Genomic DNA, 22,978 nt, shown 5'->3' on the forward strand with positions numbered 1-22,978 from the left:
CTGAAAAGCGGAGCGTCCTGCTCCCGCCCACGGTGTAAGTCGCCGCCGGTCGAGCCGGCTGCGATGAAGCTCTCAGGCCAATGACAGAGGGGGCTCGCACAATCGGTGTGCGGAGCCTTTTCGGAGCCTGATCATGCCTTCCCCATCCATTCCTTATGTCCACTGACACCGGGCCAACCTGGTCTGCGCACCCGCGCCCCTTGGTCAGCAGCACGCCCAGTAAGCCGGCGCGAATGGTCGTCGGCTGAACCCAGCCTCCCGACGGCCCGCATCACCGCTCGTGAACCGCCACACATCCATCACGGATTTGGGCGGCTGCGGGCGTGCGGATGTCATCCTCGTCACCTCCCATCAAAAAGCAAATCATCCATGTCTCCTTTCCGTCCCCTTCCCCGTCAGAACGCATCTATGCACTTCGCAGTGGTCGGCATCGTCCTGCTGGCTCTGACACTGGCGGGCTGCGTCTCGACACAGCCACCTCAGCACACCGATCTCAAGGCGCCGCATCCGACCTACGTCGCCATGTACGGGCCGCAGCCGAACGAGAAGTTTCCGCTCCCGGCCACCGACATCTCGACGGTCGATCCGCAGTTTCTCCGGCGGGAAGTCGCCTACGACACCCCGGAACGGCCCGGCACCATCGTGGTCGACACGGCCAACCGTCACCTGTACCTCGTGCGGGAGAATGGACGCGCGCTCCGCTATGGCATCGGCGTCGGCGCTGACGGCATGAAATGGGCCGGCCGGGCGCAGGTCGGCCGCAAGGCTGAATGGCCGCGCTGGACGCCGACCGCCGCGATGATCAAGCGCGATCCCGAGCGCAACCGGCCCTGGGCGAACGGGATGCCCGCGGGACCGAACAATCCCTTGGGCCCGCGAGCGCTCTACCTCTTCCAGGATGGCCGGGACACCTTGTACCGGATCCACGGCACCACCGAGCCCGACACCATCGGCGAGGCGGTGTCGAGCGGGTGCATCCGCATGCTCAATCCCGATATTCTCGACCTGTACAGCCGTGTCCCGGTCGGTGCCCCGGTGATTGTCCTGTCCGACACGCAGACGGCCAATGCCGACAGGGGGCCAACCACGTGATCGTCCGAGCGAGGCGATGCACATACGTGCCCCCGGGTCTCGTGCAAGGCGACCGATGGGCCACAGGGTGCAGGGTCGAGGTGGTGCCAGGAAGGCCGTGCCGGCCCGTCGGTCGACTTCGGCCTCAAGCGGCCCAGATGTTAGTTTTTCCGGATCCTACCCTTGCATCCGGATGTCAATGTCAACCATATTGGGCGATATCGCCCTAAACCTGGAGTTTCGCACGCGCTCCCCGCCCGGAAGGAGACCACCTAAACCATGTCCAGTGGCATGCCCCTCCTGGCCATCGTCGCCCTTCCTTTCATCGGGAGCCTCGTTGCCGCCTTCCTGCGGCAAGACGCCCGGAACGGCGCCGCCTCCCTGGCCGGAGGTATCGCCCTGTGCGGCACCATTCTAACAGCTGTTCAGTTCCCGGCCGTTCACCGTGGCGCTGTTCTGCGTATGAGTGTCGAGTGGCTGCCGAGCCTCGGTCTTGACTTTACCCTGAGGATGGACGGCTTTACCTGGCTGTTTTCCATGCTGGTCACCGGGATCGGCTTCCTGGTGACGCTCTATGCCCGCTACTACATGTCGCCCACCGACCCGGTGCCGCGCTTCTTCGCGTTCCTGCTCGCCTTCATGGGCGCGATGTTGGGCATCGTCCTGTCCGGCAACCTGATCCAGCTGGTCTTCTTCTGGGAGCTGACCAGCCTCTTCTCCTTCCTCCTCATCGGCTACTGGCATCACAATGCCAGCGCCCGCGATGGCGCTCGCATGGCGCTGACCGTCACGGCCACCGGCGGGCTGTGCCTGCTTATCGGCGCCCTGCTGATCGGACACATCGTCGGGAGCTACGACCTCGACCAGGTGCTGTCATCGGGTGAAAAGGTCCGCTCCAGCAGCCTCTACCTCCCGACCCTGATCCTGGTCCTGCTCGGTGCTCTGACCAAGAGCGCCCAGTTCCCTTTCCACTTCTGGCTCCCGCATGCCATGGCCGCGCCGACGCCCGTCTCGGCCTATCTCCACTCGGCCACCATGGTGAAGGCGGGCGTGTTTCTGCTCACCCTGCTCTGGCCCGTGCTGTCCGGCACAGAAGCGTGGTTCTACATCGTCGTGACGGCGGGCCTCTGCACGCTGGTCCTTGGCGCCTACGCGGCCATCTTCCAGCAGGACTTGAAGGGTCTGCTCGCTTATTCCACCATCAGCCATCTCGGCCTCATCACCCTCCTGCTCGGGCTCAGCAGCCCGCTCGCCACCGTCGCGGCGATCTTCCACACCATCAACCATGCGACCTTCAAGGCATCGCTGTTCATGGCGGCCGGGATCATTGACCACGAGTCCGGCACCCGCGACATCCGGCGCCTGAGCGGGCTGTTCCGGTTCATGCCGATCACCGCCACTCTGGCGATGGTCGCGGCCGCCGCGATGGCTGGCGTACCCCTGCTCAACGGCTTCCTCTCCAAGGAGATGTTCTTTGCCGAGGCGGCGGCGTTCCACATCGACTCGCTTCTCGACCATTCCCTGCCGTACTTCGCCATGCTGGCGAGCGCCTTCGGCGTCGCCTACTCCCTGCGGTTTATCCATGGCGTGTTCTTCGGCCCGCCCGCAACCGACCTGCCACGCAAGCCGCATGAGCCACCGCACTGGATGCGGTTTCCCGTCGAGTTCCTTGTCCTGGCCTGCCTGCTCGTCGGCATCCTCCCGGCGATGACCATCAAGCCGTTCCTCGCGACAGCAGTGCGTGCGGTCCTGGGGCCCGACACTCCGCCTTACAGTCTGGCCGTATGGCACGGCTTCAACGAGGTCCTGCTCATGAGCCTGATTGCGCTCACCGGTGGCGTCATCCTGTACTGGCTGTTGCAGGGATACCTAAAGAAGGGCATCGATGGTCCACCCATCGTGCGCCACCTCAAGGGCCAGCGCATCTTCGAGCGGGTGCTCGTGACCCTGTCATGGAAATGGGCGCGGTCCCTGGAGCGCCTGTTCGGCACCCAGCGGCTTCAGCCGCAATTGCGATTGCTGGTGGCCTTTGCGGTGCTCGCGGCGCTCTGGCCGCTTTACCGGCAAGGGCTTGAGGCGGGCTCCCGGCCAACCACGGGCTTCGATCCCGCCTTCCTGCTGCTCTGGATCGTCGGGGGAGTGTGCGCCATCGGCGCGGCTCACCAGGCCAAGTACCACCGGCTCGCGGCCATGGTCCTGATGGGAGGAGCCGGTCTCGTCACCTGCATCACCTTCGTCTGGTTCTCGGCGCCCGATCTTGCGATCACCCAGCTGCTCGTCGAGATCGTCACGACAGTGCTGATCCTCCTCGGTCTGCGCTGGCTGCCGAAGCGGATCGCGACGGCAGGCGAGGACCTCTCGATTGGAGTCCGGGCCAGGGTACGACGGGCACGGGATCTGATGCTGGCCATAGCGGCCGGCACGGGCATGTCGCTGATTGTCTATGCGATGCTGACGCGGCCGCTTCCCGACACCATCTCGCGTTACTTCATCGAGAACGCCTACGCGGAGGGCGGCGGCCGCAACGTCGTCAACGTCCTTTTGGTCGACTTCCGCGGCTTTGACACCTTCGGCGAAATCGTGGTGCTTGCCGTGGTGGCGATCACGGTCTTCTCCCTGTTGCGCCGGTTCCGGCCCGCGCCCGAGAGTGTCGCGGCGCCGGAGCAGCAGCGGGTGCAGGATGCCTATGACGAGGCGCAGCCAGATCGGACAGTCGGCGACACCCTCACCGATTACCTCACGATCCCTGCAGTGATCATGCAATGGTTGTTCCCGGTGATCATCGTGGTCGCGATCTATCTCTTCCTGCGCGGTCATGATCTCCCAGGCGGCGGGTTCGCGGCCGGGGTCACCATGTCGATCGCCCTTATCCTGCAATACATGGCGGGCGGAACCCGCTGGATCGAGGCGCGGCTGCGGATCCTTCCCATCAGGTGGATCGGCCTCGGCCTGCTCTGTGCCGCTCTCACGGGCATAGGTGCCTGGCTCTTCGGCTACCCGTTTCTGACATCGCACTTCCGGTACCTGGACCTGCCTGGCATCGGCAAGGTGCCCGCCGCCACCGCGCTCCTGTTCGACCTCGGCGTTTTCGCGGTCGTGGTGGGTTCCACCGTGCTCATCCTAGTTGCCTTGGCTCACCAGTCGGTTCGCAGCCCGCGTCCGGCACGGCGGCCGTACACGCCCGCAACGCCAGTCGTGACGAAAGAGGACGCATGATGGAACTGATCTTCGCGCTCGCGGTCGGCATCCTGACAGCCTCGGGCGTGTGGCTGCTGCTGCGACCGCGCACGTTCCAGGTCATCATCGGCCTGTCCCTGCTGTCCTATGCGGTGAACCTGTTCATCTTCGGCATGGGCCGGTTGCGGATCGGAGCACCGCCGGTTCTGGAGAACGCCGAGGCCGTCGACCCGGCGCTCTATGCCGATCCGCTGCCTCAGGCACTGGTGCTCACCGCCATCGTGATCAGCTTCGCGATGACGGCCCTGTTCCTCGTGGTCCTGCTGGCCTCGCGCGGCCTCACGGGCACCGACCACGTGGATGGTCGGGAGGACGTACAATGATGGGTTGGGCTGACCATCTCATCATCGTGCCGATCCTGCTGCCGCTGGTCTCGGCGGCCGTGATGCTGCTCCTCAACGAGCGCCGCCGCATCCTCAAGGGCGGGATCGGGATCGCCACGACACTTGCCCTGCTGGTCGTCTCCGTCCTTCTGCTGCACCAGGCCGACATGACGCCCCCGGGATCCAGCGTCCGGACGTACCAACTCGGCAACTGGCCCGCCCCCTTCGGCATCGTGCTCGTGCTCGATCGGCTCTCCGCCCTGATGCTGGTGCTGACGAGCATCCTCGGGATCGCCTCGCTGCTGTATTCGCTCGCTCGCTGGCATCGTGCCGGGCCGCGGTTCCACGCGATCTTCCAGCTTCAGCTGATGGGGCTGAACGGTGCCTTCCTGACCGGAGACCTCTTCAACCTCTTCGTGTTCTTCGAGGTGCTGCTCGCCGCCTCCTACGGCCTCGTCCTGCACGGGGACGGGATCGTACGGGTCAGGGCGGGCCTGGCCTACATCGCGATCAATCTGACCAGCTCGTTCCTCTTTCTCATCGGTGCCAGCCTGGCCTACGGCGCCACCGGCACGCTCAACATGGCGGATCTTGCCCGCCGACTTCCGACTCTTGCGCCGGGAGACGCGACCCTCGTTGCGGTCGCTGCGGCAATCCTCGGCACCGCCTTCCTGATGAAGGCAGGGGCGTGGCCGCTCAACTTCTGGCTTCCAACGACCTATGCGGCCGCCTCCGCGCCGGCCGCCGCCATGTTCGCGATCATGACCAAGCTCGGGGTCTACGTCATCCTGCGCCTGTGGATGCTGGTGTTTGGCCCAGAGGCGGGTCCCCTCGCCGGATTCGGCGGCAATGGGCTGCTCGTCATAGGGATGCTGACGATCGTGTTCGGCACCGTGGGCATCCTGGCCTCGCAGACCCTGCCGCGGCTCGCCGGATGCAGCGTGCTCATCTCATCGGGGACGCTGATCGCCGCCATCGGCCTCGGCGACGGGGCGGTCATCGGCGCCATGCTGTTCTATCTGGTCAGCTCGACCCTGGGCATCGCCGCCCTCTTCCTGCTCGTCGAGCTGGTCGAGCGCATCCGCGACCCCGGTGCCGACGTGCTTGCCGTCACCATGGAGGCGTATGGCGAAGGCGATGACGCGGGCCTGGCGGACGAGATCGGCATCGCCATCCCGGCAACGATCGCCACCCTCGGCGGCAGCTTCATCGCCTGCGCCCTCCTCCTGGCCGGGTTGCCGCCCTTCTCAGGCTTCATCGGCAAGTTCGCCCTGATGGCGGCGATGCTCAAGACGGACGGCACCGCGGTTCAGGCCTCGACCTGGACAATGATCGCCCTGCTGACCGTGTCGGGGCTGGCGACGCTGATTGCCATGACCCGGTCCGGCATCAGCAGCTTCTGGGCCCGCATGGATGACAGCATCCCGCGGGTACGGATCATCGAGATGGCCCCGGTGCTCACCCTCCTGCTGCTCTGCCTCGGCCTCACGATCGGCGGCGGCCCGGCCATGCGCTACATGGAGGCAACGACACAGGCCCTTCAGACGCCACAGGACTACGTCACCGGCGTGCTGAACGCCCCGGAGGCCGGATCCACCAATGGGGAGAGGCGCCCATGAACGGTGTCCTGCCCTTCCCGCTGCTGTCGTTGGCCTTGCTGGTACTGTGGCTGCTGCTCAACCAGTCGGTCTCGGCCGGCCACGTCATCCTCGGCAGCGTGATCGCCGTTCTCGCGTCATGGGCGATGGCGGCCCTGCGGCCCGACAAGCCCCGCATTCGCCGTCCCGGGGCAGCCTTGCGGCTTCTGGGCGTCGTGTTGGTGGACATTCTCCGCTCGAACCTTGCGGTCGGACGGATCATCGTGCGCTCCAGGGAGCCTGGAGTGAACGCCGGATTCATGACCATTCCACTCGACCTGCGCAGCCGCCACGGGCTTGCGGTCCTTGCCATCATCATCACCTCGACCCCTGGCACGATTTGGGTGAATTACGACGAAGCGAAAGGAACGCTGTTGCTGCATGTGCTCGACCTCGTTGACGAGACGGTGTGGATCCAGACGATCAAGGGCCGTTACGAGCGACTGCTGATGGAGATCTTCGAATGAGCGCTCTCGCTATCCTCGCATGGGCCATCACCTCTGCCCAGGTCCTGCTCGGCCTGGCAATGTGCTGCGCCACCTATCGCCTTGTCGTGGGCCCACGGGCGCAGGATCGTATCCTTGGGCTCGACAGCCTCTACATGAGCGCAATGCTGATGCTGATCACGTTTGGAGTCCGCACCGCCAGCACCCTGTATTTCGAGGCGGCACTGATCATCGGGCTGCTCGGGTTCGTCTCGACCGTAGCGCTTGCCAAGTTCCTCATGCGCGGAGAGGTGATCGAATGACCGTGGCTGACGGATTACCCGGCTGGGTGGTGCTGCTGGCGTCCGTCCTCGTGTTCGTCGGGGCGGCCGTGACCCTGATCGGATCAGTCGGGCTCTTGAGGCTCGGCACCTTCTATGCCCGCGTCCATGCGCCCACGTTGGGCACGACGTTCGGCATGGCCAGCATCCTGATCGGATCCGCCCTTTACTTCAGCGTCCTCGAGACACGTCCCGTCATCCACGAGGTCCTGATCGCCGCGTTCGTCACCTTGACCACGCCGGTGACCTTGATGCTGCTCGTCCGGGCCGCTCTCCACCGCGACCGCACCGAAGGCAGCAGGGACGTTCCGGCCGTCGAGGAAGCGGAGAACCTGGTCCGGCCCGGAAACGGCTGAGGACGTCGGATTCCGTGGATCGACGGGAACCGCGGTCTGATCTTGGCCGATAGGCCGAGCCCTAGGGCAGCGGCCTCCGGAGCCGCACCCCGGGCCCGGCGTCATCCGCGGGGATCAGAAGAGCTCCACCCGCTTCAAGGGCCTCAACGACCTGGGCCGCTGTCCCAGAATGCAGGCAATGGCGGCCGTTCTCGAAGTCACGGATGGTACTGCGCGAGACACTCGCACGTTCGGCGAGTTCCTCCTGGGTCCAGTCTAAGAGGCCGCGGGCAGCACGGCACTGTTCAGGAGACAATAGCGGCATACCGGATGCTCGTGGGCGGGCAACACCAAGTCACCCATTATGGTTGAAACTAGGGTGCTGTGACCAACCGTGCAAGCAGCCCACCCGTGATTTCGGCTGCTGCCAAGCCGGAGACACGCCTTCGTGTCACGCACAGGTGGGGAGCACCTGAACTGACTTGACTTAGATCATTGCAATTCCGATATTTCAGAAAATTCTGAAACTCCGGAAGCGACATGAACCTCCCGCCCCTCGTTCAGATGGGGTTGTCTAATCGCAGCTCATTGATCAAGTCCTTTCTCGTCATTGCTCAACGATGTCCTTGCCGGTCTTGTGACCGGCAAGGACGGGAGGCCGATATTGCGGCTGTGCTGCTTATTCGTATTCGTTTGGCGCCATTGATGGCCGGTTGCCGGGAGCAGGGTTGTCTTCGCGGTCGACACTTGGTCGCCGCATGATGGTCTTCGCAGGCGGGGCCTTCCAATGTATTCGACGCAGTCTGCGTGTCGATGACGCGCACCTGCAATCCCATCAACGGAATGGCCTGACCTACGTCCCGGCAGGGACGTCTCGGCGCATCCGACGAGCGGACGCAATCTGGTTGTGGCTCAGCTTCAGGTCATGGCCGGTCTCCCATGCCGCAGTGCGCTTTCAAGCGATCGTGCGGGCGGCTCGATCAAAGAGCGTGCCGGTTTTCAGCATCGTGTGCATGATCACCGCGAGCTTGCGTGCTACGGCCACGGCGGCTCGCTTGAAGCCGATCTTCTCCCTCAGCTTCAGCCCCCAGGATCGGAGCGCACTGTCGGCAAGGCTCCGGGTCAGGATCACCGTTGCCGCCTCGTAGAGGAGGCCGCGCAGATGCTTGTCTCCGCGTCGCGAGATGTGGCCATCGTAATCGACTTCGCCTGACTGATACCGTCGGGTTGTGAGGCCGAGCCACGCGCCCACTGAGCGCGATGTCCTGAAGTTCTCCGGATCTTCGATCGCCGCGGTGAAGGACGCTGAGGTGACCGCGCCAATCCCGGGGACCGACATCAAGAGCTGGCACGATGCGCTCTCCCGCGCGGCGGCGACAAGCTGTCGGTCGAGCTCGGCTGCCCGGACACGCAGGCTGCGCCAGGCCTCGAGCAGAGGCAGAACGATCCGCTCCAGCCCGCTGTGACCGGCAAGCAGACCGCGGACATTGGTTTCAAACACGCGACCGGCCCCCTTGGGAACGACCAGCCCGAAGGTCTTCATGAGCCCGCGGATCTGATTGGCCAGCTCGGTCACGGATTTTAGCAGTTGACCGCGCGCGGCCACCAGCGTGCGGGTCAGCATGCTGTCATACTGCTTGACTCGCACCTCACGGTAGAAGCCCGCCTCTGCGAGCTGCGCCAGGCCGTCGGCATCATTCGCATCAGTCTTGTTCGGTGCCATGTCGAGTGCTGCTTTGGCATGGCGAGCATCGATGCAGATCGCCGGCAGCCCTTCAGCACTGAGGGTATGATAGAACCACACCGACAATGGGCCGGTCTCGAACACCACTCGCTTTGCCGCGGGCGCACGCTTGCGGAGCACATCCGCCAGCAATGTCGGATCCGACGGGCATTTGCCGCGCCAGATCCGTTTGCCATTCTGCCGCACCGAGATCGCCGTCTCTTTCAACGACACGTCCAGACCGATATACTGCGCCATGGTTGCTCTCCGTTCGATGCTTGGGCCCGGCGTCAGGTCGTGAGCCCGTTTCTTCATCTTATCGGGGAGCAACCACCTTTCGGATAGGCATTCGCCTCTGGCGTCTGCGTGACCCAGCCCATACAGGCGACTCGCCCCGCGATTACCCCATGTATTCGGCCTGCCGCCGGAGCCCTCGATTCCCGGTGAGGTGCTGCACTGCAGGCTGATGGTACAACGAGGATCGTTCGCAGCGGCCTCAGGCCCCAGTGGGAGAAGCGCAGCATGAGACACTATGCGGGTTTGGATGTCTCGGTCAAAGAGACTTCGGTGTGCATCGTTGACGAGACGGGGAAGATCTGTCGTGAGGTCAAGGCTCTCAGCCATCCGGAGGATCTTCTGCGGGTGCTGCAGGACGCTGCCTGGCACCTCGAGCGGGTTGGTCTTGAGGCGGGCCCGCTCTCCCAATGGCTCTTCGAGGGGCTTGCCCAGGCCGGGCTTCCCGTTGTGTGCATCGAGGCGCGGCACACCAGGGCTTTTCTCAAAGCTCAGGTGAACAAGAGCGACCGCCACGATGCCCGCGGCATCGCCCAGATGATGCGGGTCAACCTCTTCCGCCCAGTGCATGTAAAGACGCTCTCAAGTCAGAAGCGCCGAGCCCTACTTACCGCTCGCAAGCTCCTGCAGGAGAAAGCCCTCGCGGTTGAGAACGACATCCGCGGATTGTTGCGCAACTTCGGGCTCAAAGTCGGGACCGTGGGGGCGGTTCGGTTCGAGGCGCGCATCCATGAGCTCATCGAGAGCATGCCCGATCTGATCGAGATCATCCAACCGCTGCTGCAGGCCCGTCGCGAGCTGCGCGAGCACTTTGCCACCCTGCACCGGAAGCTGCTGGCCCTGGTCCGCAATGATGAGGTGTGCCGGCGCCTGATGACGGTTCCGGGAGTGGGGCCGGTGGTGTCCCTGGCCTTTGTGGCGACGATCGACACACCAGCTCGGTTCCGGCGCTCCAAGGCGGTGGGGCCGGCCCTGGGGCTGACGCCCGTCCTGCACCAGTCAGGGGAAAGCAGCCGGGTCGGCCGGATCTCATTGTGCGGCGATGCCATGATGCGAACCCTACTGTTTGAGGCGGCTCAGATCATCCTGACCCGAGCCAGCCGCTGGTCCTGGCTGAAAGCCTGGGCCATGAAGGTGGCCCAGCGGCGCGGGCGGGGAAAGGCTGTCATCGCGCTCGCCCGCCGGCTGGCGACCATTCTGCATCGGATCTGGTGTGATGGCACTGAGTTCCGTTGGACGAGAGAGGCTCAGGCGATGTAGGTGCTTGTGGCCGACGAAGACCGTCCGAGCCAGACAGAAAGACAAGGTTCCGCCCCGAGGCGGAGAGCTGTCCCTCGCGGGACGATGAATGAAGCGAGTCCGCACAAAGGTTTGTTCCTTGCGCCCCCGGCACAAAGGACGCTGTTCAGATCGTTCCGCTTCATTCTTCTGACCCCATAGTGGAAGAGCCATCGCGCTGATTCCGGAGAGAAGCGAGAGCCCGCGGGGCAGCCATGTTATGGAGCCAATTAGATCGGAAGCGCTTGACTGAACCCGGCCGAATAGAGAAAACCTTTGTGCTGCATTTCGGCGAGATGGGCTCCCGCTGGGGCATCAACCGCACCGTCGGCCAAATCTACGCGTTGCTGTATCTCTCCAAGGAACCGCTGAACGCCGAGGATATCGTCGAGCGGCTTGGCGTCTCCCGCTCCAACGTCAGCATGGGTCTCAAGGAGCTGCAGGCTTGGAACCTCGTGCGGCTCCAGCACAAGCCTGGGGATCGGCGCGATTACTTTTCCACCCCGGACGACATCTGGCAGATCGTCCGCACGCTCGTCGAGGAGCGCAAGAAGCGGGAGATCGATCCGACCATGACCCTCCTGCGTGAGGTGCTCATGCAGGAGCCCGCGAGCGCCGAGGAGCGCCATGCGCAGGAGCGCATGCGGGATATGCACGATCTCTTCGAGCTTCTCACCGGCTGGTACGCCGACGTGCAGCGGCTCGACACCGAGCGCCTCGTCCAACTCCTGACGCTGGGCTCGAAAGTGCAGAAGATCCTGGAGATGAAGGATCGTCTCTTCGTCGTGCCCGGATCGAAGAGAAGTCGCCGCGACGACGCCAAGGACAAGTAGCATGTTCGACCAGTTCGACGCGCTTCTCCTCGCGCGCTTCCAGTTCGCCTTCACGGTCTCCTTTCACTTCATCTTCCCTTCGTTCTCGATCGGTCTGGCGAGCTTTCTCGCCATGCTCGAGGGGCTGTGGCTATGGACCGGGCGCGAGGTCTATCTCAACCTGTTCAAGTACTGGCTCAAGATCTTCGCCTTGGCGTTCGCCATGGGCGTGGTCTCGGGCATCGTCATGTCCTACCAGTTCGGCACCAACTGGGCGGTGTTCTCCGACAAGGCCGGGCCGGTCATCGGGCCGCTGATGGCCTACGAGGTCATGACCGCCTTCTTCCTGGAGGCAGGTTTCCTCGGCATCATGCTGTTCGGCATGGGGCGGGTCGGGCGACGGCTGCACTTCGCCGCCACGCTCGCGGTCGCCATCGGCACCTTCATCTCCGCCTTCTGGATCCTGTCGGCCAATTCGTGGATGCAGACTCCCGTCGGCTACGGCATCAACGAGGCCGGGCAGTTCGTGCCGCAGGACTGGTGGGTGATCATCTTCAACCCGTCATTCCCGTATCGGCTCGTCCACACGGTCTTTGCCGCCTATCTCACGACGGCCCTCGTGGTCGGCGGCGTCGGCGCCTGGCATCTCCTGCGTGACCGCACCAACAAGGGTGCCCGGGTGATGTTCTCGATGGCCATGGGCATGGTGGCCGTCGTCGCTCCCCTCCAGATCTTCGCCGGCGACATGCATGGCCTCAACACCCTCGAGCATCAGCCCGCCAAGGTCATGGCGATGGAAGGTCACTTCCAAAGCCATCCTGAGGGTGCGCCCCTGATCCTGTTCGGCATCCCCGACCAAGAGGCTGGCACAGTCCGCAATGCCATCGAGATCCCAAAGGCCTCCTCGCTCATCCTCAAGCAGGATCCGAATGCTCCCTTGGCTGGTCTGGATACGATCGATCGCGCCAACTGGCCCTACGTGCCTCTGGTGTTCTGGTCGTTCCGCATCATGGTGGCCTTGGGCTTCGCGATGCTGGGTCTCGGGGTACTCAGCCTGCTCGCCCGCTTCCGCGACAGGCTCTATGACTGGCGCCTGCTGCACCGGCTGGCGCTGGCGATGGGACCTTCAGGCTTCGTGGCCGTCATTGCCGGCTGGGTCACCACGGAGGTCGGACGGCAGCCGTTCACCGTCTACGGCCTGCTCAGGACGGCGGCATCGGCCTCACCGCTCGAAGCCCCGGCAGTGGCGGCGTCACTTCTGACCTTCATCGTCGTCTACTTCATCGTGTTCGGAGCCGGCACCGGATACATCCTCAAGCTCATGGGCAAGGCCCCGCATGCAGGCGAGACCGGACCTGAGGCCGGACCCGACCATCCCATCCGCACCGCCGGCATCACCCCGGCTCCAGCCGTCGATCCGGACCGCACCCTCGGCGCGGAGGCAAGATCATGACAACCCTTCTCGACCTCCCCACCCTGTGGGCCTTCGTCATCGCATTTGCGGTCTTCGCCTACGTGGTGATGGACGGCTTTGACTTGGGCATCGGCATCCTGTTCCCATTCTTCAGTTCCGGACCGGAGCGCGACAGCGCCATGAACTCGGTTGCTCCCGTTTGGGACGGAAACGAGACTTGGCTGGTGCTGGGCGGCGGCGGCCTGATGGCGGCCTTCCCCCTCGCCTATGCGATCATCCTGCCGGCCCTCTACGCCCCGATGATCGCCATGGTGCTGGCGCTGATCTTCCGCGGCGTCGCTTTCGAGTTCCGCTGGCGCGATCCCGGCCATCGCCGCTACTGGGACTTCGCCTTCACGACCGGTTCCGTCGTGGCGACATTAACCCAAGGCATCACGCTCGGTGCCCTGCTTCAGGGCATCGTGGTCGCGGGGCGCTCCTATGCCGGTGGCTGGTGGGATTGGCTGACGCCGTTCAGCCTGCTGGTCGGATTCAGCCTCGTGACCGGCTATGCCCTGCTCGGTGCGACCTGGCTGGTGATGAAGACCGAGGGCGCCGTCCAGGACCACAGCTACCGCCTCGCCGGCAAGCTCGCTCTTGGGCTGATCGTCTGCATCGGGCTCGTCAGCGCGGCGACGCCGTTCCTGAGCGGCGCCTATTACGAACGCTGGTTCGCCTGGCCGCAGGTGCTGTTCACCGCCCAAGTGCCCTTGCTCGTGGGCCTCTGCTCGGGGACGCTGCTGGTGAGCTTGGTTCGTCGCTGGGAATACTGGCCGTTCCTGCTGACGCTGGCGCTGTTCGCCCTCTGCCTACTCGGCTTAGGTGTCAGCATGTTCCCATACGTGGTGCCGAACGCCGTCACCATCCACCAAGCCGCGGCGCCGCATTCCAGCCTCCGGTTCATGCTGGTGGGCGCGAGCGTGCTGATCCCGATCATCCTCGCCTATACCGGGTACTCGTACTGGGTGTTCCGCGGCAAGACCGGACACGAGGGGTATCACTGATGGGCAACGATCTCGAACAGGGCTCCACATGGCATCGCTGGCTATGGTTCGTGGGCCTTTGGGCCGCCGGCGTTGGAGCGACTGGAGCAGTCAGCGTCGTCATCAGGTTCTGGCTGATATGACAATCAATGTCTGATCGTCCGCTCCCATGACGGCATGATCCGGCAACCGACACAGCCGGCTGCCGGATCATAACACGCTTTGCCCAGACGGCATTGCGCCTGTCAGGAAATCAGGACATTCCGGAACTGCCACGGATCAGAGGTGTCGATGTCTTCGGGGAAGAAGCCAGGACGATCCGTGAGCGGGGTCCAATCCGTGTACACGCCAACCACCGGGCCGAGATACGGCATCTGCACCTCGAGGCAGCGGCGGAAGTCGATATCGTCGGCCTCGACGATGCCGGCATTCGGATTCTCCAGGGCCCAGACCATGCCGGCGAGCACGGCGGAAGTGACCTGGAGGCCGGTGGCATTCTGATACGGCGCGAGCTTGCGGGTCTCCTCGATGGAGAGCTGTGACCCATACCAGTAGGCGTTCTTGGCATGGCCATAGAGCAGGACGCCGAGTTCGTCGATGCCGTCGACGATCTCGTCCTCCGTCAGGATGTGGAAGGCATCCTGCGCCTTGCCGGCCTTGCCGAACATCTCGTGCAGGGACAGCACCGCCTCGTTGCAGGGGTGATACGCGTAGTGGCACGTCGGACGGTAGGCAATCTTGTCGTCCTCGCGGACGGTAAAGTAGTCCGCAATGGAGATCGACTCGTTGTGCGTCACCAAGAAGGCGCGTTGAGCCTCGGCGGTCGGGGTCCACGACCGCACGCACGTATCGGCCCCCGGCTGCAGCAGGTAGATGGCAGCCTGGCAGCCCTTCTCGTGCGTACGGCCGTTCTCGGGCATCCACTTCTCATGCGTGCCCCAGCCGAGTTCCGCCGGCTGCAGCCCTTCCGACACGAAGCCTTCCACCGACCAGGTGTTGACGAAGACGTTCATGGGCTTTTCGGAGGTGGCGCGTTGGGTGTCGCGTTCGGCGATGTGGATGCCTTTCACGCCGACGCGGCTCATCAGACGAGCCCAGTCTTCGCGGGATTTCGGCATCTCGTGCTCGATCTTCATGTCATTGGCGAGGTTGAGGAGTGCCTGCTTCACCAGCCAGGACACCATGCCCGGATTGGCGCCGCAGCAGTTCACCGCCGTCGTGCCGCCGGGGCTGCGGCGGCGGGCGTCCAGGATGATCTCGCGCAGGGTATAGTTGGTGCGAGACTCGGGCCCGGCGCTCTTGTCGAAATAGAAGCCGGCCCAGGGCTCGGCCACGGTATCGATGTAGAGAGCGCCAATCTCGCGGCACAGTTCCATGATGTCCCGCGAGGAGGTGTCCACCGACAGGTTCACGCAGAAGCCCTGTCCGCCGCCCTCTGTCAGGAGAGGTGTCAGAATCTCGCGGTAATTCTCGGGAGTCAGGGCTTTGTTGACGAACGTAATGCCGCGTGCGTCCAGCATGCTGCGATCCTTGTCGTTGGGATCGATGACCGTGAACCGGTTCTTGTCGAACTCGAAATGCCGCTCGATCAGCGGCAGCATGCCTTTGCCGATCGAGCCAAAGCCGATCATCACGATCGGGCCATTGATGCGGCCATAGACCGGCCAGGTGTCACTCTTCATTTTAGATTGATCCATTCGCAACGAGGGGGAGCCGCGTGGAAGGCGGCAAGAGAATCTCACCCGGGATGACTGTGCTTGGGCATCCGGGCAGCGTTTATCGGGATTGCCGTTTCGGCATACGCCACCTGATCCCCCGTTCGAGGCCGCTGCGGCACTGAGCGCTCTTGGATCGACGTCAGCTCGGTTCGCGAGGCATAGGGCTCATCGCCGGACGAGAGGGTGTCGATTGGATCAAGGCGCAGCCGACCATCGCTGCAAGCTGGATACTTGCGGCCAATGGTGCCGGACAGGTGGGAGGATCTGGTTATCTTTGGCCCCGAGCTCGGGATGCAACGGCGTGTTGAGCTCGGGGCTAGTTGCCCGCGATCAGATTCCCTGCTCGGTGCAGGCCGCGACGGAACGTTGCAAAGCTCGGCATGATGACTGGTTCATGATTCACTTTGGCGAATATGTCAAATGGCTGAACTATTCTGGCTCCGGCCGGTATGTCCCAAGCGAAGATCGGCATCTTCGTCGGCGTTGAGGCCCAGTGGATGATCTCGTGGCGACCTTCAGCCCGGAACTGGTAGACATCAGGATCAACTTGATTGAGCCGTCCCACATTGCTTGCTGGCAAAAATATGCTCAGGAAGCAGTTCCGCGTCCGGGAGACTGACCATGGCCAACCCATTCGCGTTCATGGGGTTCATCGGGATCCTGGCCCTCCTCCAGGGCGTAGCTTTCGCCCAGACGCCTCCGACACCAGCAGAGCTCTCGGCCTATCGCGGACTGCACGCGGCGGCGGCCCAAGGCTCCGTCGATCACATCCGGCGGCTGGCCCAAGCGGGAGCCGATCCCAGTGCCCGCGACGGCAACGGTCGCACGCCGCTGCATGTGGTGGCGTTCCAGGGGCACGGGACGGCGGCCCAGTCTCTGATCGCCGCCGGGGCCGATCCCAGCCTGCTCGACAACCAGCGCTATGACGCCGTGACCATTGCGGCGGTCAGGGATGACGTGCCGACGCTGCAGGCGCTGCTCGCCGCCGGCGCCAGCGCCAAGCTGGTCACGAGCATCTACGACGGCACGGCCCTGATCGCCGCGGCCCATCTCGGCCATGATGGCATCGTCGGCGAGCTCATCCGCGCCGGAGCGCCGCTCGACCACGTCAACAACCTGGGGTGGACCGCCCTGATCGAGGCGGTGGTCCTCGGCGACGGTGGGCCCCGTCACACGCAGACCGTGCGCGCCCTCCTCGAAGCCGGTGCCGATCCCCGGATCTCTGACCGGAACGGGTCAACTCCCCTTCAGCTCGCACAGGCCCGCGGGTACACAGGCATGGTGTCCCTGTTGCAAAGGACCCCACGCCGGTAGAGCCGTGGCGGCGGCGTTTGACTTCCCCTGCGCAGGGCATATCCTTGCCAGATCATGTTGAGCTTGCCGACATTCAGACGCGGCTTGCATCGCGCAGGTAATCTGATCGCGGGCACTTAGCCCCGGGCTCATTCGGCCGCAGCCGCAGCCGAGCTCGGGGCCTCTACAAACAACCGGAGTTTCTCCGGACTTCCCGGCCGTCCCAATGGCCGACGGCTGCGGTAACCGCCCCATTTCCATCCCGTGCGTCTCCAGGCCCGTAAAGGATGCCGCCATGGACATCGAACTCGCTCGCACTTTTCTGGCTATCGTCGAGGCCGGAAGCTTCGTCCGCGCCGCGGAGCGGCTGAACGTAACGCAAACCACCGTCAGCGCCCGTGTCCGTTCGCTTGAGGACCAGCTCCGGCGACCGGTTTTCCTGCGTAACAAGGCCGGGGTCACCCTGACGGCCGCCGGGGAGCAGTTTCTGCGGTTCGCGCCGACCCTGGTGCAGGTTTGGGAGCGGGCCCGCCATCAGGTCGCCGTTCCGGCCGGGCGCCGGGCGATCCTCGCCATGGGAGGCGAGCTGACCCTCTGGAACCCACTCCTCCTGAACTGGATGGTGTGGATGAGGCGCAGCGCTCCCGACATTGCCCTCCAGACCCAGGTTGGCCTGTCCGACGGCCTGTTGCGCCAGGTCGCCGACGGGGTGCTCGACCTGGCGGTGGTGTACTCACCGAGACAGTGGCCAGGGCTGCAAGTCGAGCTGCTGATGGAGGAGACTCTCGTCTTGGTCACGACCGATCCGTCAACAGCCGGCGTGTCGGATCCGGACTACGTGTATGTCGATTGGGGCGCGGATTTTGCAGCCCATCATGGCCTGAACTTCCCGCAGTTCTCCAACCCCGGCCTGTCCATCGGTCTGGGGCCGCTCGGGCTGGACTACATCGTACAGGTCGGTGGAACCGGCTACTTCCGCAAACGCGTGGCCCAGTCCTATCTCGCAAGCGGCCGCCTGCATTTGGTGCCGCATGCGCCGGAATTCCCGCTCCCGGCCTATGTCGTCTACCCGGATGACGCTGGGAGTGACGATCTGGAGGCAGCGTTGGCGGGCCTCCGTGCGGTGGCCCAGGCGGAGGAGCCGCAGCCCCGGAACGGCTCGACGCCGGCAGAGCCGGTGACGGCAAGCCAGGGTGCCGATCTCGGAGCCCCCATTCCCGCGGAATGAGAACCAAGCGAGGCAAGGTTGATGCGGCACAGAATGGCCGCGGCCAGCACTCCGCAGCGCTCTCAATGATGGGTGTCGATCGCGCGAGGCAGCGTGTTGAACTGATGGAACGGCGGCGGCGAGGACAAGGTCCATTCCAGCGTCGTCGCGCCGGTGCCCCATGGGTTGTCGGCGGCCCGCTCCTTGCGCCGGAAGGCGTCAATCACGCCGTATATGAACACGAACAGGCCGGCGAAGAAGATATAGGAACCGATCGAGGAAACCAGGTTCCAGCCGGCGAAGGCATCCGGATAGTCTGCATAGCGGCGCGGCATGCCGGACAGGCCGAGGAAATGCTGCGGGAAGAACAGCACGTTGGCGCCGATGAAGGCGATCCAGAAGTGCAGTTTGCCGATGCGCTCCGCATACACATAGCCGGTGATCTTCGGGAACCAGTAGTAGATGCCGGCGAAGATGCCAAAGACCGCGCCGAGCGACAGCACGTAATGGAAGTGCGCCACCACGTAGTAGGTGTCGTGCATGTAGCGGTCGACGGGAGCATTGGCGAGCACCACGCCGGTGACACCGCCGACCGTGAACACAAAGATGAAACCGATGGCCCAGTACATGGCCGCCGTGAAGCGGATGGAGCCGCCCCACATGGTGGCGATCCAGGAGAACACCTTCACGCCGGTGGGAACCGCGATCACCATTGTGGCGAACACGAAGTAGGCCTGGGACTGCAGCGACAGGCCGACGGTGTACATGTGGTGCGCCCAGACCACGCTGCCGACGACCCCGATGGCCGCCATGGCGTAGGCCATGCCGAGATAGCCGAAGATCGGCTTCTTGGAAAAGGTGGAGACGATGTGAGACACGATGCCGAAGGCCGGCAGGATCATGATGTACACTTCGGGGTGGCCGAAGAACCAGAACAGGTGTTGGTACAGCACCGGATCACCACCGCCCGACGGCTCGAAGAAGGTCGTGCCGAAGTTGCGGTCGGTGAGCAGCATCGTGATCGCGCCCGCGAGCACGGGAAGGGTGATCAGGAGCAGGAAGGCCGTGACCAGCATGGCCCAGGCGAACAGCGGCATCTTGTGCAGCGTCATGCCCGGAGCGCGCATGTTGAGGATCGTGGTGATGAAGTTGATCGCGCCGAGAATCGAGCCCGCGCCTGCCAGGTGCAGGGCGAGGATGCCGAAGTCGAAGGCCGGGCCGGGATGGCCGAGGGTCGAGAGCGGCGGATAGGCGGTCCAGCCGCCGCCGAAGCCGACTGAGCCCGGCGCGCCCTCGGAGAACAGGGACAGGATCATCAGGCCGAAGGCCGCCACCAGGAGCCAGAACGAGATGTTGTTCATCCGCGGGAAGGCCATGTCGGGCGCGCCGATCATCAGCGGCACGAACCAGTTGCCGAATCCGCCGATCAGGACCGGCATGATGACGAAGAACACCATGATGAGGCCGTGGCCGGTCACGAAGACATTGTACGCCTGCGGATTGGAGAAGAACTGCAGGCCGGGCTCCTGCAGCTCAAGACGCATGCCAATGGACAGCAGGCCACCGATGATGCCAGCCACGAAGCCGAAGATGAGATAGAGCGTTCCGATGTCCTTGTGGTTCGTCGAATAGAACCACCGGCGCCAGAACGCCGGGTGATCGCCACGTCCGCCAGCGTGCAGCATGCCCAGGCCAACTCTGTTATCCATGCCTTCGGCCTCCGACCGGCCAAACGGTCGGGCAACGACCAAGTTCTGGCAAACGCATTTTCTTGCTGGATACCAGCAAGAACTTTGCATGATCCTCCTCAGGCACGAAGACCTATGGCTCGCACCGCAGGAGCACGAACTCCAAAGATCTTGGTCATACAGAGCAAACAATTTCGTTTGCCTGCCCCCCAGGCCAGGGAGAGGATTGTTGCACCACCCTGCTGGATCGCCCCTCACCGGGATGAAGAACACCCGAGGACCGGTTCAGTCGCACGAGACGATGGAGGATGATGATGCAGCCCGCCAGAACGGCACAATCTGCGGCCGTCTTCGCCGACAACACGCGCCAACGATGGCTGACCGTCAGCCTTCTTGCTGGCTCCCTGGCTCTGCTCGCCTGGTGCGTGGTTGCACTTTAGGCAAGAAGCGGGATCAGCAAAACGGGAGGTCTCGAAGATGTGCAACTACAACCTGTTCCGCCACGCCGACCGCACGGAGCTCATCTGCGCGGTTCCGGAAGTGCGGCCCGTACCGGCCTTCATCACGGGGCCGCCATGGAGCTTCGTTGGACGCGTGCGGGACTATGCCAGCGGCTCTTCGGGTTTCGATCATCAGTCGGCGGAGGTGAGCGTCCACTACAACGGTTTCTACCTGTTCCAGCTGGTCAACGTGTCGGATCTCAAGGCCTGGGTCGATCAGGGCCGCAGGCGGCCATCCGACGAAGGCGCTCCCGTCTGCGGCAAGGAACAGCCAAAGGAGATCCTGCGGCTCGGGATGGCTGCCGGATAAAACGAGGCAGAGCGGCGACCAGGTGCAGGGGCCTTGCGGTGCCACAGCTCATTGGCCGCAAGTCTTTTGGCAAAGCGCCATAGTCTGGTAGGAGGTCAACATGGCTGGACAGGTTTATCCCGAACCATCGCCCGAGCTGGCGCATAGGCGTCGGGAACTCGTGCCCAACACTCAGGCGGCGTTCGATGCATTCAGCCGCCAGGTATTCGCCGATGGCGCTCTCGACACCAAGACGAAGCAGTTGATTGCGGTTGCCGTTGCCCATGTCACCCAATGCCCCTATTGCATCCAAGGGCACACCAAGGCCGCTCAGCGGGCCGGCGCCACAGCACAGGAACTGATGGAGGCCGTCTGGGTGGCCGCCGAGATGCGGGCCGGCGGAGCCTTTGCTCACGCCAGCCTCATGATCGCGTCCTTGTCCGAAGATCGGTAAGAAATACGCGATTCCGGTGCTCGACTGCTACCCTTGGGGACCATCTGCGGTTTCTGGGGGCGCAAACCGGAGAGGTGATCCGGTCGTGCCAAGTGCCGCCGATGACCGGCATTGGAGCATACCCATGAGCACACAGGTTCCAGAAAACAATGTTCGGTTGAAGCGGGCTTATGAGCCGTCGTCGGCCGATGACGGGGCCCGCATTCTCATCGACCGGCTCTGGCCTCGTGCGATTTCCAAGCACGCCCTTGCGCTCGATCAGTGGATGAAGGACATCGCGCCGAGCACCGAATTACGCCGCTGGTTTGGGCATGATCCCGGACGATGGCACGAATTCTGCCGCCGCTATGCAGCCGAGGTGCATGAACACCAAGATCTGTTGGAAGAGTTGCGGTCCCGTGCCTGCAAGGCCCGGATTACCCTCGTGTTCTCCGCCCGCGACGAGACGCACAACGATGCCGTTGCCCTCCGGAGCTTTATTCTGCACGGCCTGGTGCATTGAGAAGCAGTCCAAGTGCAAAGAAAGTGATTTGAACCTGCAAATCTATTCGTTTGTCACGGACCCTGTTCACACATACCCTTCTTCTGTCGACCGATGGCGCCGATGACCGGCCTGCCTTCACAAGCCTCTTGTCAGCGCACACCCAGAGGAGGCAGGGATGCTCACCGCCGCGGATTTCATGACGCCTGCCGTCGTCACAGTCAGGCCCGAGACGTCAATCCACGAGATCGCCAAGTTGCTCTGCGACCATCATATCAGCGGCGTTCCGGTGATCGATGACGAGGAGCGGCTGCTCGGCATCGTCAGCGAAGGCGATTTGATCGGGCATGCCCAACTGGCCGGTGAACAGCGTCGATCCTGGTGGCAAACTTTCCTCAATGGCCCGACGGTGCTGGCTCAGCACTACGCCAAATCACATGGCCGGACGGCCAGCGACGTCATGACGAAAGAGGTGGTCACGGTCCTGGAGACCACGTCAGTCGCCGACACGGCCCGCGCCCTGGAGCAACACCGGATCAAGCGTGTGCCCGTGTTGCGGGACGGGAGACTCGTCGGCATCGTGACCAGAAGCAACCTGCTTCAGGTGCTGGCAACCACCGACGCGTCGAAGCCGATGAACGTTGTCGACCGCATCATCCGGGAGCGGCTGAACGACGAACTTGAGGATCAGCCCTGGGCCTGCCTCCTGTCGAAGAATATCGTCGTCGAGAATGGCGTCGTTCGCCTGTTCGGCATTGTCCAGTCAGAGGAGGAGCGACACGCCATCCGCCTCGCTGCGGAAAATCAGGCCGGGGTGAAGGCGGTGGAGGATCACCTCTCGATCGTGCCTGCCGCCGCCTACGTTTTCTAAGCGGCTGAAAGTGGGAAATCACGGAGCCCGCAAGGGAGCTCACGCCAGCCAGATGTGTCCTGCCTCACTCCTCGACGAGGCCGGATTCGCCATGGAACTGCTATTGTTGAGGGTGCTGTCCTTCATGCTCATTCGCCTTGGAAATTGTCGGCCCTTTCAGGTGCTCGGCCCCTGTGGCTCGATGACTCGGCATAATCAGGCTTTCAGAACATAATGGTGTAGACATGACACCGACTCAGAGTGAAACGGCGCTATCACCGACCTTCAAAGCGGTCCTGTATGGCATTGCGCTCACGGCACTTGCCAGGGCTTCTCTTGTGCTGGCCGTCTGCATCATCATGGATGCGTTCGGCGGCCAGGATCTCGGACTGAGTCTGCGGACAGCGGTCCTCGCCTTCGGCCTCCTTGGAGGAGCCGCGCTTGGCCGCGGGCTGAGAGCGGAGCGGGCTTCAGAATTTGATCCGGCAAGCCGTTTCTATGCCCTCGCCCTTGTGAACTACTTCATCTGCTATGCGGCACTGCTGGCTGGTAGCTTCTTGAAACCCGGTGGCACTTGAGGGGTCGC

23 protein-coding genes are annotated in these 22,978 nt (G+C 63.7%); 19 read left to right on the forward strand and 4 right to left on the reverse strand.

The features are described from left to right. Positions 1-408: 408 nt before the first annotated feature. From JO965_RS46905 to mnhG, 7 genes are all read left to right on the forward strand, one after another. A complete protein-coding gene (locus tag JO965_RS46905) occupies positions 409-1,092 on the forward strand; it encodes a L,D-transpeptidase (protein ID WP_203448084.1) in 684 nt (227 codons plus the stop codon). A 258-nt stretch (positions 1,093-1,350) separates the two neighbouring features. Further along, positions 1,351-4,287, forward strand: coding sequence for a monovalent cation/H+ antiporter subunit A (locus JO965_RS46910; protein WP_203448086.1), 2,937 nt, complete (start codon positions 1,351-1,353; stop codon positions 4,285-4,287). Beyond that, positions 4,287-4,631: a Na+/H+ antiporter subunit C gene (locus JO965_RS46915; RefSeq protein WP_203448473.1), complete on the forward strand. Its 345-nt coding sequence runs from the start codon at positions 4,287-4,289 to the stop codon at positions 4,629-4,631. Before JO965_RS46910 ends, JO965_RS46915 begins: the two co-directional genes overlap by 1 nt. Further along, complete coding sequence (locus JO965_RS46920; RefSeq protein ID WP_203448088.1) at positions 4,628-6,250, forward strand: monovalent cation/H+ antiporter subunit D; 1,623 nt, start codon at positions 4,628-4,630, stop codon at positions 6,248-6,250. Before JO965_RS46915 ends, JO965_RS46920 begins: the two co-directional genes overlap by 4 nt. Then, the gene (locus JO965_RS46925) at positions 6,247-6,735 is read left to right on the forward strand and encodes a Na+/H+ antiporter subunit E (protein ID WP_203448090.1); all 489 of its coding nucleotides are present in this window, start codon (positions 6,247-6,249) and stop codon (positions 6,733-6,735) included. The genes JO965_RS46920 and JO965_RS46925 overlap by 4 nt, the downstream gene beginning before the upstream one ends. Continuing rightward, positions 6,732-7,016, forward strand: a complete 285-nt coding sequence (locus JO965_RS46930) for a K+/H+ antiporter subunit F (RefSeq protein WP_203448092.1) — start codon at positions 6,732-6,734, stop codon at positions 7,014-7,016. The genes JO965_RS46925 and JO965_RS46930 overlap by 4 nt, the downstream gene beginning before the upstream one ends. Further along, the gene (gene mnhG / locus JO965_RS46935; protein WP_203448094.1) at positions 7,013-7,390 is read left to right on the forward strand and encodes a monovalent cation/H(+) antiporter subunit G; all 378 of its coding nucleotides are present in this window, start codon (positions 7,013-7,015) and stop codon (positions 7,388-7,390) included. The genes JO965_RS46930 and mnhG overlap by 4 nt, the downstream gene beginning before the upstream one ends. A 61-nt stretch (positions 7,391-7,451) precedes the next feature. Here the strand turns inward: mnhG and JO965_RS46940 are convergent, their stop codons facing one another. Together JO965_RS46940 and JO965_RS46945 are read right to left on the reverse strand one after the other, a co-directional pair. Next, the gene (locus JO965_RS46940; protein ID WP_203448095.1) at positions 7,452-7,694 is read right to left on the reverse strand and encodes a helix-turn-helix transcriptional regulator; all 243 of its coding nucleotides are present in this window, start codon (positions 7,692-7,694) and stop codon (positions 7,452-7,454) included. Between the two features lie 630 nt (positions 7,695-8,324). Beyond that, positions 8,325-9,350, reverse strand: coding sequence for an IS110 family transposase (locus JO965_RS46945; RefSeq protein WP_203445874.1), 1,026 nt, complete (start codon positions 9,348-9,350; stop codon positions 8,325-8,327). 264 nt (positions 9,351-9,614) lie between these two features. On the opposite strand from JO965_RS46945, the gene JO965_RS46950 reads away from it, so the two are divergent. The 4 genes from JO965_RS46950 to cydB all read left to right on the forward strand — a co-directional run bounded on the left by JO965_RS46950 (position 9,615) and on the right by cydB (position 13,933). After that, on the forward strand, positions 9,615-10,646 hold the full coding sequence (locus JO965_RS46950; RefSeq protein ID WP_203445875.1) for an IS110 family transposase: 1,032 nt from the start codon (positions 9,615-9,617) through the stop codon (positions 10,644-10,646). Between the two features lie 314 nt (positions 10,647-10,960). Beyond that, complete coding sequence (locus tag JO965_RS46955; protein ID WP_246777385.1) at positions 10,961-11,497, forward strand: GbsR/MarR family transcriptional regulator; 537 nt, start codon at positions 10,961-10,963, stop codon at positions 11,495-11,497. Between the two features lies 1 nt (position 11,498). Beyond that, complete coding sequence (locus JO965_RS46960) at positions 11,499-12,929, forward strand: cytochrome ubiquinol oxidase subunit I (RefSeq protein ID WP_203448097.1); 1,431 nt, start codon at positions 11,499-11,501, stop codon at positions 12,927-12,929. Beyond that, positions 12,926-13,933, forward strand: a complete 1,008-nt coding sequence (gene cydB, locus JO965_RS46965) for a cytochrome d ubiquinol oxidase subunit II (protein WP_203448098.1) — start codon at positions 12,926-12,928, stop codon at positions 13,931-13,933. The genes JO965_RS46960 and cydB overlap by 4 nt, the downstream gene beginning before the upstream one ends. 224 nt (positions 13,934-14,157) lie before the next feature. On the opposite strand, the gene JO965_RS46970 is transcribed toward cydB, so the two are convergent. After that, entirely contained in the window at positions 14,158-15,594 is a 1,437-nt protein-coding gene (locus JO965_RS46970) for a homospermidine synthase (RefSeq protein ID WP_246777350.1), read from the reverse strand. A 657-nt stretch (positions 15,595-16,251) separates the two neighbouring features. Here JO965_RS46970 and JO965_RS46975 point away from each other — a divergent pair. Together JO965_RS46975 and JO965_RS46980 are read left to right on the forward strand one after the other, a co-directional pair. Further along, complete coding sequence (locus JO965_RS46975; RefSeq protein ID WP_203448100.1) at positions 16,252-16,944, forward strand: ankyrin repeat domain-containing protein; 693 nt, start codon at positions 16,252-16,254, stop codon at positions 16,942-16,944. A 274-nt stretch (positions 16,945-17,218) separates the two neighbouring features. Next, positions 17,219-18,151: a LysR family transcriptional regulator gene (locus tag JO965_RS46980; protein WP_203448101.1), complete on the forward strand. Its 933-nt coding sequence runs from the start codon at positions 17,219-17,221 to the stop codon at positions 18,149-18,151. Between the two features lie 62 nt (positions 18,152-18,213). On the opposite strand, the gene ctaD is transcribed toward JO965_RS46980, so the two are convergent. Next, the gene (ctaD, locus tag JO965_RS46985; protein ID WP_246777351.1) at positions 18,214-19,839 is read right to left on the reverse strand and encodes a cytochrome c oxidase subunit I; all 1,626 of its coding nucleotides are present in this window, start codon (positions 19,837-19,839) and stop codon (positions 18,214-18,216) included. A 287-nt stretch (positions 19,840-20,126) separates the two neighbouring features. Here ctaD and JO965_RS49145 point away from each other — a divergent pair, with 287 nt between their 5' ends. The 6 genes from JO965_RS49145 to JO965_RS47010 all read left to right on the forward strand — a co-directional run bounded on the left by JO965_RS49145 (position 20,127) and on the right by JO965_RS47010 (position 22,970). Further along, positions 20,127-20,258 carry a hypothetical protein gene (locus JO965_RS49145; protein WP_256451966.1) on the forward strand — a complete coding sequence of 44 codons (132 nt, stop codon included), beginning with the start codon at positions 20,127-20,129 and terminating at the stop codon, positions 20,256-20,258. A 37-nt stretch (positions 20,259-20,295) separates the two neighbouring features. After that, a complete protein-coding gene (locus JO965_RS46990; protein WP_203448102.1) occupies positions 20,296-20,628 on the forward strand; it encodes a hypothetical protein in 333 nt (110 codons plus the stop codon). Between the two features lie 100 nt (positions 20,629-20,728). Beyond that, positions 20,729-21,061 carry a carboxymuconolactone decarboxylase family protein gene (locus JO965_RS46995; protein WP_203448103.1) on the forward strand — a complete coding sequence of 111 codons (333 nt, stop codon included), beginning with the start codon at positions 20,729-20,731 and terminating at the stop codon, positions 21,059-21,061. A 124-nt stretch (positions 21,062-21,185) separates the two neighbouring features. Further along, positions 21,186-21,563, forward strand: a complete 378-nt coding sequence (locus JO965_RS47000; RefSeq protein ID WP_203448105.1) for a DUF488 domain-containing protein — start codon at positions 21,186-21,188, stop codon at positions 21,561-21,563. A 157-nt stretch (positions 21,564-21,720) separates the two neighbouring features. Continuing rightward, positions 21,721-22,413, forward strand: coding sequence for a CBS domain-containing protein (locus tag JO965_RS47005; RefSeq protein ID WP_203448107.1), 693 nt, complete (start codon positions 21,721-21,723; stop codon positions 22,411-22,413). Between the two features lie 224 nt (positions 22,414-22,637). After that, a complete protein-coding gene (locus tag JO965_RS47010) occupies positions 22,638-22,970 on the forward strand; it encodes a hypothetical protein (protein ID WP_203448109.1) in 333 nt (110 codons plus the stop codon). Positions 22,971-22,978 lie beyond the last annotated feature (8 nt).

It is taken from the genome of Microvirga sp. VF16 (genome assembly GCF_016864375.1).
Classification (GTDB): Bacteria; Pseudomonadota; Alphaproteobacteria; order Rhizobiales; family Beijerinckiaceae; genus Microvirga.